15 protein-coding genes are annotated in these 14,320 nt (G+C 55.4%); 6 read left to right on the top strand and 9 right to left on the bottom strand.

The features are described from left to right. Window positions 1-79 precede the first annotated feature (79 nt). Window positions 80-556, top strand: a complete 477-nt coding sequence (greA, locus tag AU182_RS15265; protein ID WP_066967104.1) for a transcription elongation factor GreA — start codon at window positions 80-82, stop codon at window positions 554-556. Between the two features lie 70 nt (window positions 557-626). On the opposite strand, the gene AU182_RS15260 is transcribed toward greA, so the two are convergent. The 9 genes from AU182_RS15260 to AU182_RS16815 all read right to left on the bottom strand — a co-directional run bounded on the left by AU182_RS15260 (window position 627) and on the right by AU182_RS16815 (window position 8,736). Beyond that, window positions 627-1,991, bottom strand: coding sequence for an acyltransferase (locus AU182_RS15260; RefSeq protein WP_066967101.1), 1,365 nt, complete (start codon window positions 1,989-1,991; stop codon window positions 627-629). A gap of 181 nt (window positions 1,992-2,172) precedes the next feature. After that, window positions 2,173-3,051 carry a hypothetical protein gene (locus tag AU182_RS15255; RefSeq protein WP_066967098.1) on the bottom strand — a complete coding sequence of 293 codons (879 nt, stop codon included), beginning with the start codon at window positions 3,049-3,051 and terminating at the stop codon, window positions 2,173-2,175. A gap of 126 nt (window positions 3,052-3,177) precedes the next feature. After that, a complete protein-coding gene (locus AU182_RS15250) occupies window positions 3,178-4,053 on the bottom strand; it encodes a hypothetical protein (protein ID WP_066967095.1) in 876 nt (291 codons plus the stop codon). 587 nt (window positions 4,054-4,640) lie between these two features. Continuing rightward, window positions 4,641-5,483: a hypothetical protein gene (locus AU182_RS15245; RefSeq protein ID WP_066967091.1), complete on the bottom strand. Its 843-nt coding sequence runs from the start codon at window positions 5,481-5,483 to the stop codon at window positions 4,641-4,643. 193 nt (window positions 5,484-5,676) lie between these two features. Beyond that, window positions 5,677-6,234, bottom strand: a complete 558-nt coding sequence (locus AU182_RS15240; protein ID WP_082859470.1) for a hypothetical protein — start codon at window positions 6,232-6,234, stop codon at window positions 5,677-5,679. A 56-nt stretch (window positions 6,235-6,290) separates the two neighbouring features. After that, window positions 6,291-7,154, bottom strand: a complete 864-nt coding sequence (locus AU182_RS15235) for a CsgG/HfaB family protein (RefSeq protein ID WP_066967085.1) — start codon at window positions 7,152-7,154, stop codon at window positions 6,291-6,293. A gap of 126 nt (window positions 7,155-7,280) precedes the next feature. Then, the gene (locus tag AU182_RS15230) at window positions 7,281-7,700 is read right to left on the bottom strand and encodes a curli assembly protein CsgF (RefSeq protein ID WP_082859469.1); all 420 of its coding nucleotides are present in this window, start codon (window positions 7,698-7,700) and stop codon (window positions 7,281-7,283) included. Beyond that, window positions 7,700-8,146, bottom strand: coding sequence for a curli production assembly/transport protein CsgE (locus AU182_RS15225; protein WP_227718293.1), 447 nt, complete (start codon window positions 8,144-8,146; stop codon window positions 7,700-7,702). The genes AU182_RS15230 and AU182_RS15225 overlap by 1 nt, the downstream gene beginning before the upstream one ends. Beyond that, complete coding sequence (locus tag AU182_RS16815; RefSeq protein WP_066967081.1) at window positions 8,143-8,736, bottom strand: helix-turn-helix transcriptional regulator; 594 nt, start codon at window positions 8,734-8,736, stop codon at window positions 8,143-8,145. The genes AU182_RS15225 and AU182_RS16815 overlap by 4 nt, the downstream gene beginning before the upstream one ends. A gap of 737 nt (window positions 8,737-9,473) precedes the next feature. Between AU182_RS16815 and AU182_RS15215 the strand changes: the two genes are divergently transcribed. Genes AU182_RS15215 through AU182_RS15195 form a run of 5 tightly spaced genes read left to right on the top strand, consistent with a single transcriptional unit; the run spans window position 9,474 to window position 14,280 of the window. Then, the gene (locus tag AU182_RS15215) at window positions 9,474-10,991 is read left to right on the top strand and encodes a hypothetical protein (RefSeq protein WP_066967078.1); all 1,518 of its coding nucleotides are present in this window, start codon (window positions 9,474-9,476) and stop codon (window positions 10,989-10,991) included. Next, window positions 10,988-11,641, top strand: coding sequence for a VWA domain-containing protein (locus tag AU182_RS15210; protein WP_193754359.1), 654 nt, complete (start codon window positions 10,988-10,990; stop codon window positions 11,639-11,641). The genes AU182_RS15215 and AU182_RS15210 overlap by 4 nt, the downstream gene beginning before the upstream one ends. Further along, window positions 11,642-12,451: a glycerophosphodiester phosphodiesterase gene (locus AU182_RS15205; RefSeq protein ID WP_082859468.1), complete on the top strand. Its 810-nt coding sequence runs from the start codon at window positions 11,642-11,644 to the stop codon at window positions 12,449-12,451. Continuing rightward, window positions 12,452-13,375, top strand: a complete 924-nt coding sequence (locus tag AU182_RS15200) for a glycerophosphodiester phosphodiesterase (protein WP_066967075.1) — start codon at window positions 12,452-12,454, stop codon at window positions 13,373-13,375. After that, on the top strand, window positions 13,372-14,280 hold the full coding sequence (locus AU182_RS15195) for an MBL fold metallo-hydrolase (RefSeq protein ID WP_066967072.1): 909 nt from the start codon (window positions 13,372-13,374) through the stop codon (window positions 14,278-14,280). Before AU182_RS15200 ends, AU182_RS15195 begins: the two co-directional genes overlap by 4 nt. Window positions 14,281-14,320 lie beyond the last annotated feature (40 nt).

Genomic DNA, 14,320 nt, shown 5'->3' with positions numbered 1-14,320 from the left:
TGGTGGAGCTTTTTCGTTAAGAATTAACCTAAAAACGCATCGCAACGCATTGCGAAATGTGAAGATTCTGGAGGTTCCCATGAACCGCGTACCCATGACCGTTGAGGGCGCAGAGGCTCTGCGCACAGAGCTGGACGACCTGAAGAAAGTACAGCGTCCGGCTGTTGTTCAGGCCATCGCCGAGGCCCGTGAACACGGTGACCTGAAAGAAAACGCCGAGTACCACGCGGCGCGGGAAAAGCAGGGATTTATTGAAGGCCGTATTCAGGAAATCGAAGCCAAGTTGTCGATGGCCCAGGTCATTGATGTTCATTCCATCGAGCCTTCCGGCAAGGTGATTTTTGGCACCACCGTGACCATCATTCACATGGAAAATGATTCGGAAGTAACCTACAAAATTGTGGGTGACGATGAGGCGGATGTAAAACAGAAAAAGATCTCTGTGAATTCGCCCATTGCGCGAGCGCTGATCGGCAAAGAAGAGGGAGACATTGTCGTGGTGAACACACCTTCTGGATCGGTGGAATACGAGATTGATACGGTTGAGCATCTGTAAAAAAGATCGCGTTTGAACAACGAAACAGGGCGGCCATTGGCCGCCCTGTTTCGTTCCGGGGTGTTCTGGTTTAAGCCTTCTCGGCAATCGCCGTATCTACCGTATTGGGTATCGCGCTGTGGTCCTTGACTCCGTCAGCCTTGCGCATATTGAGGAAGGGCTTTTCCACGTACAGGTGTGCCAACACGGAAAAGGCCATGGTCAGCAGGACCGCCCAGAAAAAGATGGAGAATACCTGCCAGACGTGGACCACAGCGATGGAGTCTCGGTCGACGGTCCAGAAAGTAAGTAGTGCACCAATCACGATAAACGGGAAGTGAAACAGGTAAATCGGGAAGATCAATTGCGCCACCGGGTGCCAGACTTTCCATGACAATACCCAGTTGACCGCGCGCCCAAGCCCGGCGGGACAGAGGGCGGAGAGTAGTAAAAAGCACAGTCCGGTGGTATAGGTATAGCGGCTGAGTACCAGGTGCCAGAGGTTGAAATTCGGATCGAAGTTTTCGTAGAAGGGATGATATTTATTTTCCATGGGGAAATACAAAGCCCCGACAATCATTGCGGCTCCGGCAATTACCACCAGGGCGCTGACAAGCAAATGCCGTTCAAAAAATGCTTGTATCTGTTTGCCGTGGTAGTAGTGCAAATACGCCACAATCATGCCGGCGAAAAAGCAGCCGATACGTACATCAAGATCGTAGTAGAGCTGGTCCGCCAGCAACCTGCCGAAGGTGCTGTCGTAAAAAATCTGGTAAAAGGGCGTTTGCCAAATCTCGGGATTGCGTGCGACGATAAAATACCGCCATGCGATGCTCGCCACAAACAGCCCCACCAGAAAACCGATACGGAAAGGCAGTTTGTACATCAATAAAAGTAGAAATGGTAGCAACAGATAGAAGTGCATCTGCACATCTAGGGACCAGCCGACCGGAATCACCGTACGCTGCCCCGAAATATAATTGCTCATGAATATCAGATTGCTGAGTACAAATTCGATATTATCTTTATCTGTGGGCAGGTAGATCAGTAGTGCAAGTAAAAACAGTGGCATGATTCGCATCAGGCGGCGCCGGTAAAAGCGCGGTATATCAATGCTGCCCTGCTTGTCGTATTCCCGAAACAGGGTGTAGGCCACAAGCAATCCGCACATCACGAACAGTGGGTCTGACCCCTGGCTTTGCCATAACCATCCCAGTTGACGAGGGAAGTTGGCAATAAAGTTATCGAGGTTGGCAATATTTTCCCTGAGTAGTACCGCGACGCCGAACATGACGTGAAACAGCACCATGAGTAGTATGGTAATGGCGCGTGCACCATCTAGCGTTGCATGGCGTGCATGGGGGCGAATAAAGATGGCACGCAAATCATTTTTTACATCAATGGCGCGTTTATACCGGGAAAGAAAGGACTGGAATGATCGAGTCAGATCAGGCATAAGCAGTTCTTTTTATTTTAATGAGGTAACAAAGCTTGCCGTACTTCAGTCCATCAATACTCGCATTTAAAGCCTGCAAGCGCCAGTTCGAAAATGGCTCTGGATCATGCCGAAAATTTCCCGGATAGAAACTAACAGGGCGGCCATCGGCCGCCCTGTTAGTTTCTGAAAAGCAGAAAGCTTACTGCAGAACCGTTGCCTGGTTGCCAATCCCGATCTGGGTCACGATGGCTGTTTCGTTCAAGCCACTCTGAACTACGTTCGCATTGTTCAGGCCGCCAATCTGGGTGACCACGGCCGTGTGGCCGCCAAAGCCAAGCTGTAACACGTTGGCATTGTTCAGCAAGCCGTCCTGCGAAATGGACGCTGCGTTAAACCATCCCGTCTGGGTAATGAGTGCGTCGTTACCAAACCCAGTCTGGATGATATTCGCGTCATTGAAAAATCCTGTTTGTACGATACCGGCATCGTTCGCCACACCCGATTGGGTAATGCTCGCCGTATGGCCAACACCGCCCTGAAGGATACCCGCATCGTTTCCTATCCCGTCCTGGAATATATAAGCCTGCGAGCCGGCACTGAAAAACTGGCCGATATATGCATTGTGCACCAGTCCGGTCTGCTCGATGACGGCCACGTTATCGGTGCCGGCAACCTGGTCAATACGCGCGTCGTTATTCAAGCCCTGCTGAATTACGATCGTTGTACTGTTGGCTGAGCCCAGCTGGAAGGTAGATGCGGTGTTCGCAAACCCCAGCTGCTGAACGTTGCTTACATTGTTTGAACCTCCGGACTGCAATGCGTAAGCGTCATTGAACCCTCCGTTCTGCGTCTGAAAGATGGCGCTGTCAGTCTCGGCAACCTGGGTGGCGTTCGCCTGGTTGAAAAATCCAGATTGTGTCTGCTGGATCAGATTGCCCACAGCTCCGGCATCGGTCTGGTCGACACTTGCCGTATTTGCTACCCCGGTTTGGGTAAGAATTGCTGTATTTTCGTCGGCCAGGGCGAATCCGCTTATGGCGAATAGCACAGAGGCGCTGACATGAGCTAGGTACTTCACTGGAACTCCTTCACTTCACACTACGAAAGGAATTTTTCTGAAATAGCTGGAGTGGGTTGGTTAGGAGAAGAGACGGGCAACGAGCGGCTGGGTAAGCCGCTCGCTGCATCAACCGCTGCTACAGGATTACTGCAGGATCAGGCCGTTGTTGCCGAAACCAATCTGCAGGGAGGTTGCGGTATCACCCAGGCCGATCTGGCCTACCAGTACATTGTTGGCGCCACCGATCTGGGTAGTGGTGGCAGTCAGGCCAACACCTACCTGGCCGATATAGCTGTCGTTCAGGAAGCCGAACTGTGCAGTGGTGCCAGAGTTGGCTGCGCCCAGCTGAGAAACGTCCGCTTCGTTGGCAACACCAACTTGCAGAATGTCTGCTTCATTGAACAGGCCGATCTGACGGGTGTCCGCGTCGTTGCCCAGGCCAACTTGCGTCATGCTGGAAGACTGCAGAATGCCAGACTGGAAAGAGTCCGCGTTGTTCGCAACACCCAGCTGGTTGATATCGGAGGAGTTCAACAGGCTCAAAACCTGAACCGCGGAGGCGGTGTTGGCGATGCCGGTTTGGGTAATGGATGCTGAGCTCAGCAGGCTCACCGCTTGCAGCACAGACGCGCCGTTGAACAAGCCTGCTTGCGTGATTGAGGCGGAAGAAAGACCGGATGCAACCTGAATGGTCGCTGCACCGTTTGCCGCCCCCACTTGCAGAATGGCCGCGCTGTTCGCGATACCACCAGTCTGCAGTGAGAAAGCACCGTTAGCGACACCAAACTGGGTCTGGCTGATCAGGCTGTTACTTTCGCCGTCTTGTTCCGCGTAAGCGCCGTTGAAGAAACCTACCTGTACCTGGTTAATGGTGTTGTCATCGGTGGTCGGGCCGGTCTGGTCCGCGATGGCGCCGTTACCGACACCAACCTGAGTCAGGTTTGCGGTATTGTTTGCAGCGAAGGCAGAACCACTTACAGCCAGCAGAATGGCAGCGGCAATAGGGGAAAACGTCTTCATGAGTTGCTCCTTTACTTCGGACGTTAAGTACAACCAGCCCCGTGGGTGCTGATTAGTTATGGCACGGAAAAAAGAAGTGCCATATTGGGTCAGGTGCGGGCGGCGCGACTGTGGGCGTTGATCCGTGCCTCTGCGCGGGGCCTCATCACCGAATTCTTCATGACTCGTAATATTTCCAGCGAGCCCACGATTGCCAGCTCAGCGAGCGATATCCGCATCCGCATTTGGCGACGGGCTGTTACGAGTTCTCAGGTGCCAATAAGTTTGAAAAATAACCGGTAAGATCAAAAAATGATCATCTTGTTATTGAGTGTTGCTGGTATCAGGGGGGGGCGCTATAGGAGGGAAGTGGTGAAAAAGTAGGAAGAAAGTATAATTTTTAATCGATAATGAGTCCGGAATACGGGGTTTCATAACCAAACATCGGTTTTTTGGCGCCTGAGACATTCTGCGGCGTCCGAACCGTCAGGGCGGCTCTGTGAAAATAGGCGGGGAGTCCATTGGCGGGGCGGGTAAACGGAATGAGTGATTAATCCCAGTGACTGGATAATGAGAGCGCCGCATCGCTGGGCCGGAAGGCCCTGATATCAATGGGACAGGGAAACCGAGTTGCCGGTGCCGAACTGGGTCACGGTGGCACTGGCGGAAATGCCGGTTTGCGAGATCGCGGTGGCGTTGAATGTACCAACCTGGCTCACTACTGACCGGTGGCTGCCACCCAGCCCTACAGCGCCCGATTGACGGATCACCAGCTGGTTGAAGTTCCCGTTCTGGTCACTGCTGGCCTGGTTGCCGTCATCATCCTGAATCAGATAGGCCTGGTTGGCCAGCCCGTCCTGCAACAGTTCAGCTTCCTGCAGGGCACCAGATTGCTGTACGGTGCTCTTATTGAATCCCCCCTGTTGCACCACCGCGGAAAAATGGTCGACGCCGCTTTGCTGCACAGACGCCGTGTTGTCGTTCCCCTGCTGTTCAGTCGTGCTTTTCAGATGAAAACCGGTGTTCTGCAGCGTGTCGGCGACATTGCCGATACCGGACTGACTAATGCGGGCATCGTTGAAATTCCCATTCAGCTGAACCGTGCCCGCTTCGTTGCCGAAACCGATCTGGCGAGTTCTGGCGAGGTTACCGTAGGTTGCGGATTGCAGGCTGGTTGCGCGATTTTCTGCGCCCATCTGCACGTTGTATATCTTGTTGCCGCTGCCGTATTGCTGTTGCACCAGGGCCTCGTTGAACGCCCCGTTTTGCTGTTGGTAAATGGCGCTGTCCGCTTCCTGTTCCTGGGTGGCTTCCGCCGTATTCTGCGCGCCGGCCTGTTCCTGCACCAGCGTGTTCTCGCGGGTGCCGTCGAACTGCTGTTGGATGGCCGCAAAATTATCCAGTCCCTCCTGATACTGGTAGGCGGAATTTTGCTGTGCGCTGGCATTCATCGGCAACGCCGCAACAAGCGGGAGCAAAGCGTGACGGATGTATCGACCGAGAACATCTGGCCGGCGAGTAGCAGGTACAACGGGTAACCGTGTCAGTAACCGTATCCGTATCTGCAGAGAGGCGATTAGTGGCGACAGTGGCATGGCAGACCCGTTAGCTGGAATTGTGAAAAAGGGGAAGTCGGTGGCGCTTTCAATCGTACTGATTGATCGTGGTCGTCATGGAGACGCCGGTCTGGGTGACCGCTGTGCTTAAACCGCTACCGCGCTGGTTGATTGTGACATTGTGATAGAGGCCAATCTGTTCGACGGATGCGGAATTTCGCATGCCGTATTGGCTGATGTCAGCCTTGTGTGCGTAACCTACCTGTTCAAGCAGGATGAAATTTTCATAGCCGGCCTGCAGTAGCGCGGCGATATTGCTATCCCCGGACTGGCTGGCAATGGTGCTGTTGCCTTCACCGGCCTGATGGCTGATCAGTAGATTCTTGAAGCCCACCTGATCCACCGACAGAAAGTTCACCGTGCCGAGTTGTTGCGCGGACACGTGGTTGAAATTGCCGACCTGGTAGATATTCGCCGCATTTGCCACCGAGTATCCAAACAGCGGAAGATCCAGTTCACTGGTTGCGGCAAGCTCGCCGGCACTGCCGTCGATCTCCTGAGCCGCGGCGAGCCCGGTTGCCAGAAGGGCAACCGCGAGGGTGAACAAGCGCAATGAATAGCCAGGGCTGGCGGGCCGTGAAAGCATGAATCGTCTCTCTTAAAATTGTCCTTGTGAGGGGACCGTGCGCTGTATCCGCCATCCTAGAGAATGGCGGTGCCTTCGTTCAGGTAATACTGCAAAACCGGATTATTGATATCGTCCGGGTTATCGAGAGCCCATGAATTCGCAACAATCCCCTGGCTGATCAGGTGAATTACGGCGGATTCCATCGCCGAGAGCATGGCCAGCTGCGCGGGCTCATTGGTGGTGGTGCCCACCTCGATTTCCAGCAGTCGCTTGAACTTCACAAAGCGAAATACGTCGGCACTGATGGCTTTGGAATAGACCATTTTTGAGGTGAGCACCGAGTGCAGCACCCGGCCGGAACGGATATCCACCGCCCGCAGGTTCACGGTAACCTGATCTACCCGGTACTGCTCATCGGCACCAATGCCAAAATAGCGCGCACCGGCACCCCCGGTACGGATATTCGTGTCGTAGGCAACGATGCCGCCCTCGATGAGAATATTTGCGGCAACCAGCGACGGCAGCATGGCATTGTTTTCCGGCGCGTTGGGTTTTGCCAGAGCGGCACGAACAATCTTGCGCTCCGTGAGCAGGTTCTGCAGCCCCTCGCGTTCCAGGGGAATAAACCAGCCGGATTCGTTCAGCACATTCATCAGCATTGAGGCCGCGCCCTGGGTTACCGCCGTGGAAAAGCTGCTGGAGGGTGCAGGTTTGTACTGGCCTGTCTGGTCACGGAAGTTGTACACCGCCGCCAGTATTTTCCCCTTGGGCTGTGGGAGCCCCAGTAGATCGCGGTAGGTATTGTTGCGAGGTGTCAATTGTGCCTCTTGCAGGCCAGGGCCAAACAGGGCATCACCGGTTTTCTTGACAGCGGTACAGCCACTTATGGCGAGCATAAATGACAGGGCGGTGACAAGTTTGGAACCTCTTGTAAACATCACGCTAGTCTCCAGTATTATTCGCGATTATTCGGGATTGCGGATCAGTCCATGGTGCTGCTAGTGGGATCTGATAAAACTGCTTCCTTTTTTGGTTTTCAGTGTCTTCTGTTTACAGGTATCGGGTTAATTGGTGGGATTGAGACCGCTGACGATGATTTCACTTTTATCGCCGGTGGCCCGATCGGTGATCAGGACGGTCAACACGCCATCGTTGTCGACGATCTGGACGATAAAATCGTCAGTAATCAGCTCTCCGCTGTTGCCATCACCCACATCGGTGAGCAGCTGGTTGAGCAGCCGGGTTTCCAGTGAGTCGGTGAAGCGGTCCAGCGCACTGGGCTGTTGGTACAGATCGGCGGGATTGTCCGGATCTTCGTGGTCGTCCTGGGACTGGGCGTTTTGCATCAGGTAGCCGCCATTTAGCGGGTTGCCGCCAAAATTTGGATTGCGCGGCTCGTACACCAGCTCGGTGGCGAGTGCCAGGTTACTGCAGAGAACAAGGCCCGGAGCGAGGAGCAGGCTCGCCGATTTTATGGTTTTCATCAGAGTTCATCCTTGCCTAGGTCAAAGTGGTCGGTAAACGCTGCGCGGACTTTTTCCTGGAGCACCATCTCGTGAATCATTTTTGATGCTTCCTCCGCCAGCTGGCGAATATTGTTGGTGCTGGGACTGATAAAGCGCCGAAACACGGTTTTGTTGTTGTAGGTAATCCAGATCAGGTTGCCCCAGCGGGCCGACGGTCTTTCCTGGATCGTCAGGTTGTAATCACTGTCTGGATAATTCAGGTTGCGATATTCACTCATGAACCGGGCAAAATCGTGACCGGTGCGGGTAATGGTCTGGTCAATATTGAACCCGCTGATTTCATCCTCGATACCGGCGCTGGTTGCTGCCGTGGTCGATTCTTCCAGGGTGCCGCTGTCCTCCTGCGCGACCGCGGTCGCCGACAGCAACATACACAGCAGCACGCCTGTTCGCAGGGGATTCATATGCGCTCGGCTTCCAGGTGCAGCTTCGCCCAGTTGCTCGCCTGCAGGCGGTTTTTTACACCGATCTTGCGGAATATGTTGTACATATGGTTTTTGACCGTGTGCTCGCTGAGGTGCAGGCGCGAGGCGATGATACTGTTGGGTTCACCGGTGGTGAGCTGGGCGAGGATTTCCTGCTCGCGCTTGGTCAGAAGTAGCCGCGAGCGGGATTCCGTATCACCGGGCTGGCGCGAGTTCTGAATGCCCAGGGAGAGTTTTTTAAGCAGTTCCTGCTGCCCGGTGCGGTTGTCGCAAAGAAACACAAACTTGCGCTCTTCCAGCGGCTTGCTGATATGTGACGGCATGTCATTGGGAAGGTTGATCAGGAGCACTCGGGGATGGTCGATACTTCTCAGGTGCTGAAGTTCGGTGCCGGGCGAGGATTGGGTGTTGAGCCCGAAGCAGTTGACGATGATCGCATCGTAGGTTTTAAGACAGTGTTTTTGCTTGCCAAATTCGGCTTTTTCCCAGCTGTTTGGCAATGATTCAGATACGAGTGAGAACAGCAAGTCCCCGTGCAGGCCGGAATCGCTCAAAAAGAGAATCGGCATATATGACCCCATAATTAGTCAAGGACGCTTGCGGAATGAGGTAAAACCGGGCGCTGGCGCTTTAGCCCCAAAGAATGCTCCTCCTGTGACTTCTTGTTTGGGAAGTTTCCTGGTCATTCCCAGCTGGAGGAATTTGCGTCAGCCCGCTTAAGTGGAAAATCTCATTCCTTGAGAAATTTGTATGGAGTGTAGACGGGAACCGGGTAACTACTGCTAAATAAGGTGACAGTCATTTCAGAATATTTTTTGTTAAAAACGCAGTTTTTAATAATTTTTTTTCCCGGTTTTTTATTTTTTATGAGTTCTGGGAATGTGTTCCCCGAGAATGGAACATCCTAGGATGCTATTGCTGACCCTAGCCAACTTGCGATGGGGTTACTGATTTCTAGCCGCGTCCAGTTGCCGCTCCAGACCATGCAAATGACGATCTTCGCCTTCCTGCCTTCCATTGCCCGTTTCCGCAAGCGGCTTGATTGACACTTTGGCGCATAAAGCCTCTTGCTCTGCACTTCCTGCGCCGCGCGGTCTTCCGCTTGCGGGCAAATGGCGGTTCACGATGCCGCTTCTGCCCGTATTTGTGACACCATAAAGGAAACTGCCGCCCGCTCTTGATAGGATGTTGCGGTCAATTTACTTTTTCGGGTGCAAATAAGCGCCACCCGTTCGCTACAAGACTGAGGTCGGGTCTGTACACACGTTAACGTTTGCTGGTTATCAGCAAGGGAGGAAGCTGTACCATGACCGAAATCTTCCAGAGCCTGCCACCCTGGCTGTGGTTCGTGATTGCCCTGATTGCTCTGTTTCTCGCTCGCAGACCGGTGCATCAGGGCATCTACGCGCTGGCGCGCTTTTTTCACCAATCCCTGCGCCTGGGCGGCAATGCGGTGGCGGCTGCGGAGCACCGTTTGCAGTTGCGCAATCGCGAGGTACTGCTGGCGGCCGGTCGTGAGGCGGCGGAGCGGCATATTGAACGGGAATTCGAGCGTATCGAAGGGGCCATGAAAAAGGAGCTGGCCCAGTACCCGGCGCTGCACCGCAAATTGTGTGAGCAGCTCACGGCGATCGACGAAGACTATGTGCGCAGTGCGGAGGTGCCACCGGAGCCCACCAGCTGGGCGAAGGCCATCCAGGCGGTGGCGGAAATCCCGGCCAAGCAGGATTCGGTGGTCGGCGATGTGCTGGAAACCATCCACGGTTCCATGCGCAAGGCGGAAGGCAAGGCACTGGAAGCCTATCGGGAGTCGGCGCGGGAGCGCCACCTGTTACTGAAGCGCATGATGCCGGCGTGGCGCTCCATCCTGAAAAGCCTGGGCGCGGTCAACAAGACGGTGAGCACCGTCCAGCAGCGCGCAAAAACGGTGGACGGGCACATGGCGCGCTACGAGGAGATTCTCCAGGGTAGCGACCGCGCGCAGCGCATGCTGTCTTCTTCCTCCCTCAGCCAGTTTTTCATTTCCGCGTTTGTGCTCGCCATTGCCGTTGGCGGTGCGCTGATCAACTTCCATCTGATTGCCCGCCCCATGACCGAGATGGTGGGCGGGACGAGTTATATCGGCAATTTCAAAATTGCCGATATTTCTGCGCTGGTGATTATCCTGGTGGAAATCACCATGGGGCTCTTTGTAATGGAGTGCCTGCGGATCACGCGGCTGTTTCCGGTGATCGGCGCGCTCAGCGACAAACTGCGCATGCGTATGATGTGGGCCGCCTTTGGTTTACTGTTTTTCCTTGCCACCATTGAAGCGGGGCTCGCGTTTATGCGTGAAATCCTGATGCAGGAAGATCTGGCGGTCAGCGCACAATTGCGTGGTGCCGAGGTTGCCAGTGTGGAAGGTGGAGTCTTCTGGATTACCACCGCGGCACAGATGGGAATGGGGTTTATCCTGCCGTTCGCGCTGACGTTTGTTGCCATTCCCCTGGAAAACTTTATCGCGTCCACCCGCACCGTCATCGGACTGGTCGCGGCGTTTATCCTGCGCGTGCTGTCGGTGGTGTTACGTCTTGCCGGCACTGCTATTCTGCGTAGCGGAACCCTGCTGGTTCGCGCCTACGATATCGTGATCTTTTTCCCGCTGTGGCTGGAAGCGCGTATTTTGCAGTGGCGTGAGCGGATGGCAGTGACAGCGGGTGGTGCCGCGGCGGAGAAGAAAAGCGCTACCAGTGCCAGGTCCGCAACCAAGTCCTCAGCCAAGCCCTCAGCAAAGCCCGCTGCAAAAACCTCTGTGGGGTCATCGTTACAGGAGCAGCCGTCATGAAGACTGTCCTCAGTACCCTGTTGATCGGACTATGTCTGGGCGCCATGTTATCCAGTTGCGGTGAGCCCGTGGCGCGTAATCAGGGTGTATACATGCTGGTCGATACCTCCGGCACCTATACCGAAGAGCTAGGTAAGGCGCAGCAGGTCATCAATTTTACCCTGGCGCGACTGAATCCTGGCGACACCTTCGCCGTGGCCAGCATCAATACCGGCAGCTTCAGTGAGAAAAATATTCATGCCAAGGTGACCTTTGACGATCGGCCGAGCGTCGCCAATCGCCAGAAACAGGCGTTCCAGCAACGTATTGATGCCTTTGTGGAAAATGCGCAGCCGGCGGCGTACACGGATATTACCGGCGGCCTGTTGCAGGCGGTGGAGTTCCTGAATGAAAAGCAGCCGGGTCGCAAAACCATCCTGATTTTTTCCGACCTGAAGGAAGAAATAAAAGAGGGCTACAACCGCGACCTCGCGCTGGCATTAAATGGATTTGACCTGGTGGCCCTGAATGTTACCAAGTTGAATAGCGACAACGTCGACCCCAGCGAATATCTCGGGCGCCTGCAGCAGTGGCAGGAAAAGGTAGAGCAGGGCGGTGGTAGCTGGCGCGTGGTCAACGACCTGGAGCGGCTGGAAAAAATCCTGCCGTAAATGCATTTGAACCCTTCTGATTGCTGGCCCCGGATCAAGCCGCGCCCCCTGGTCATTGCCCATGGGGATGAAGGCGGGCGTGGCCTTTACCCGGGGAATACCCTGTTGTACCTGCGCGAGATGCTGGCGCTGGGGGTGGATGCGCTGGAAATTGACCTGAACCTCACCGCTGACGGTCACCTGGTATTACTGCATGACCCGACGCTGGAGCGCACCACCGATGGCCGCGGTGCGGTCACCGACCAAACCCTGGTGGAACTGAAAAACCTGAACGCCGCTTACCACTGGTCACCGGATGGAAAAGCCTATCCTTATCGCAGTAACCCGCAACCGCTGGTCACCATCGATGAAGTGTTCGCTGAATTCCCCAACGTGCGCATGATCATCGAGCTGAAAAACAAGGACCACCGTGCGGCCAGCGCTTTGCAGCGGGCCATCGTTCGCGCGGGATGTGAGGCGCGGGTGATCGTGTCGTCCTTTCACCGCGGAGTGATTCGTGAATTTCGCAGGCTGTGCCCGCAGGTAAACACCGGGGCCACGCTGCCAGAAGCGCTGCAGTTTTACGCGGCGCAGCTGGTGGCTGCCGAGCGATGGCTCACGCCCGCCTACCAATCCATGCAGCTGCCATTCCGTTATTACGGGCTGCCGGTGTTTACGCGGCGGTTTGTACGGGCAGCGCGCCGCTGTGGTCTGCATCTTTCGGTGTGGACCGTGAACGAGCCCGCGTCCATGCGGCACTTTATCGACCTGGGCCTGGACGGTATCGTGACCGATCGCCCGGACAGACTGTTATCCATCCTGGAAGAATGAATGATCAAGCGTCTACTGCTGCTCCTGATGCTCGCCCTGCTGATTTTTGTGGGCTGGCGCTATCTTGCGGCGCGCCCTGCGCCCGACACGGGTTTGCAATTCCCGTCCCATCCGAGCAAAGGTTTTCACCGGCCGCTGGTGATCGCCCATGCGGATGATTCTGGTCACGGCCTGTATCCGGGTAATACCGCCATATTCCTGCAGAAGATGGCGGAGATGAAGGTGGATGTTCTGGAGATGGACGTACACGCCACCGCCGACGATGCGCTGGTGCTGATGCACGATGCAACGGTGGACCGTACCACCGACGGGCAGGGGCCCATCCGCGACAAAACCCTGGCGGAGCTGCAGAAGTTGAACGTCGCCTTCCACTGGAGCCAGGACGGTACGCGTTATCCCTATCGCGACAACCCGCAGCGTATTCTCACGGTGGATGAGGTGTTCCAGCGTTATCCCCGCTACCCGATGATCGTCGAGTTGAAAACGCCCGACCCTGAGGCGGCGCGCGCCCTGTGTCGCAAGCTCAACGCGTATGACAAAACCAACCTGGTGATTGTATCGTCCTTCCATCAGCAGGCGGTAGACGAGATGCGGGAGGTATGCCCACAGGTGGCAACCGGAGCCGGCTCCGACGAAGTCAAGATATTCGCCGCGGCGTCCTGGCTGCGGCTGTTTCACCTGCTGAGCCCCCGTTACCAGGCCCTGCATATCCCCCCGGACTACGAAGGCATCGCGCTGGTGGGCCCGAGTTCCGTGCGACAGGTCCAAAATCACGGTGTGCGCGTAGATGTGTGGACCGTCAATGAAGAAGCGGATATGCGCCGCCTGATTGGGCATGGTGTAGATGGGATAATGACCGACAGGCCCGACCGCCTGATCAACCTAATAAAAGAACTGGAAGAGTTTGAGGAGATGAACCAATGAACACGCCCTTACTGAAACGAATACTGGCCGCGGGCCTGCTGGCGCTGAGCGCCATGCCCGTGCATGCGCAGCGGGATTTCTCCAACGTGGAAATCAAGCCGCAGACGGTATCCGACAACCTGTATATGTTGACCGGAGCCGGTGGCAACATGGCGCTGTTCGTGGGAGACGATGGTGCCTTTCTGGTGGACGACCAGTTTGCGCCCCTGAGTGAGAAAATTCTCGCCGAGGTCACCAAGCTGACGGACAAGCCACTGCGTTTTGTGGTCAACACCCACTGGCACGGGGATCACACCGGCGGCAACGAAAATATGGGTAAGGCCGGCGCCCTGGTTGTGGCTCATGAAAATGTCCGCAAGCGCATGAGTACCGAGCAGTTCACCAAGCTGTGGAATCGCACCACACCGGCCGCCCCGCCGGAAGCCCTGCCGGTGATCACCTTTACCGATGCCACCACCTTTCACTGGAACGGCGATGAAGTGCGGGTACAGCATGTGGGGCCGGCGCACACCGATGGAGATTCAATCATCCACTTCAAGAATGCCAACGTCATCCACATGGGCGACACCTTCTTTAACGGCAGTTACCCTTACATCGATATCTCGGCCGGTGGCAATGTCGATGGTGTGATTGAAAATGCCCGTAAGGTGCTGGAGCTGGCCGATGGGAATACCAAGATCATCCCCGGCCACGGCCCGCTGACCGACAAGCAGGGCCTGCAGCAATATCACGATCTGCTGGTGCGCCTGCGCAACAAAATCAAGACGCTGGTGGATGCTGGAAATACCAAGGAGCAGGTGATTGCCGCCAAGCCCACCAAAGAGTTTGACGAGAAGTATGGCCAGGGGTTTATGAAGCCGGACATCTGGACCGGTCTCGTCTACGAATCGCTCACGCAAAAGTAGTACGCACCGAGCGTGAAAAAAAGGCAAAGCACCGCAGGTG

The sequence above is a fragment of the Microbulbifer sp. Q7 genome, from assembly GCF_001639145.1.
Classification (GTDB): domain Bacteria; phylum Pseudomonadota; class Gammaproteobacteria; order Pseudomonadales; family Cellvibrionaceae; genus Microbulbifer.
This window is presented reverse-complemented; position numbering and strand designations above follow the sequence as displayed.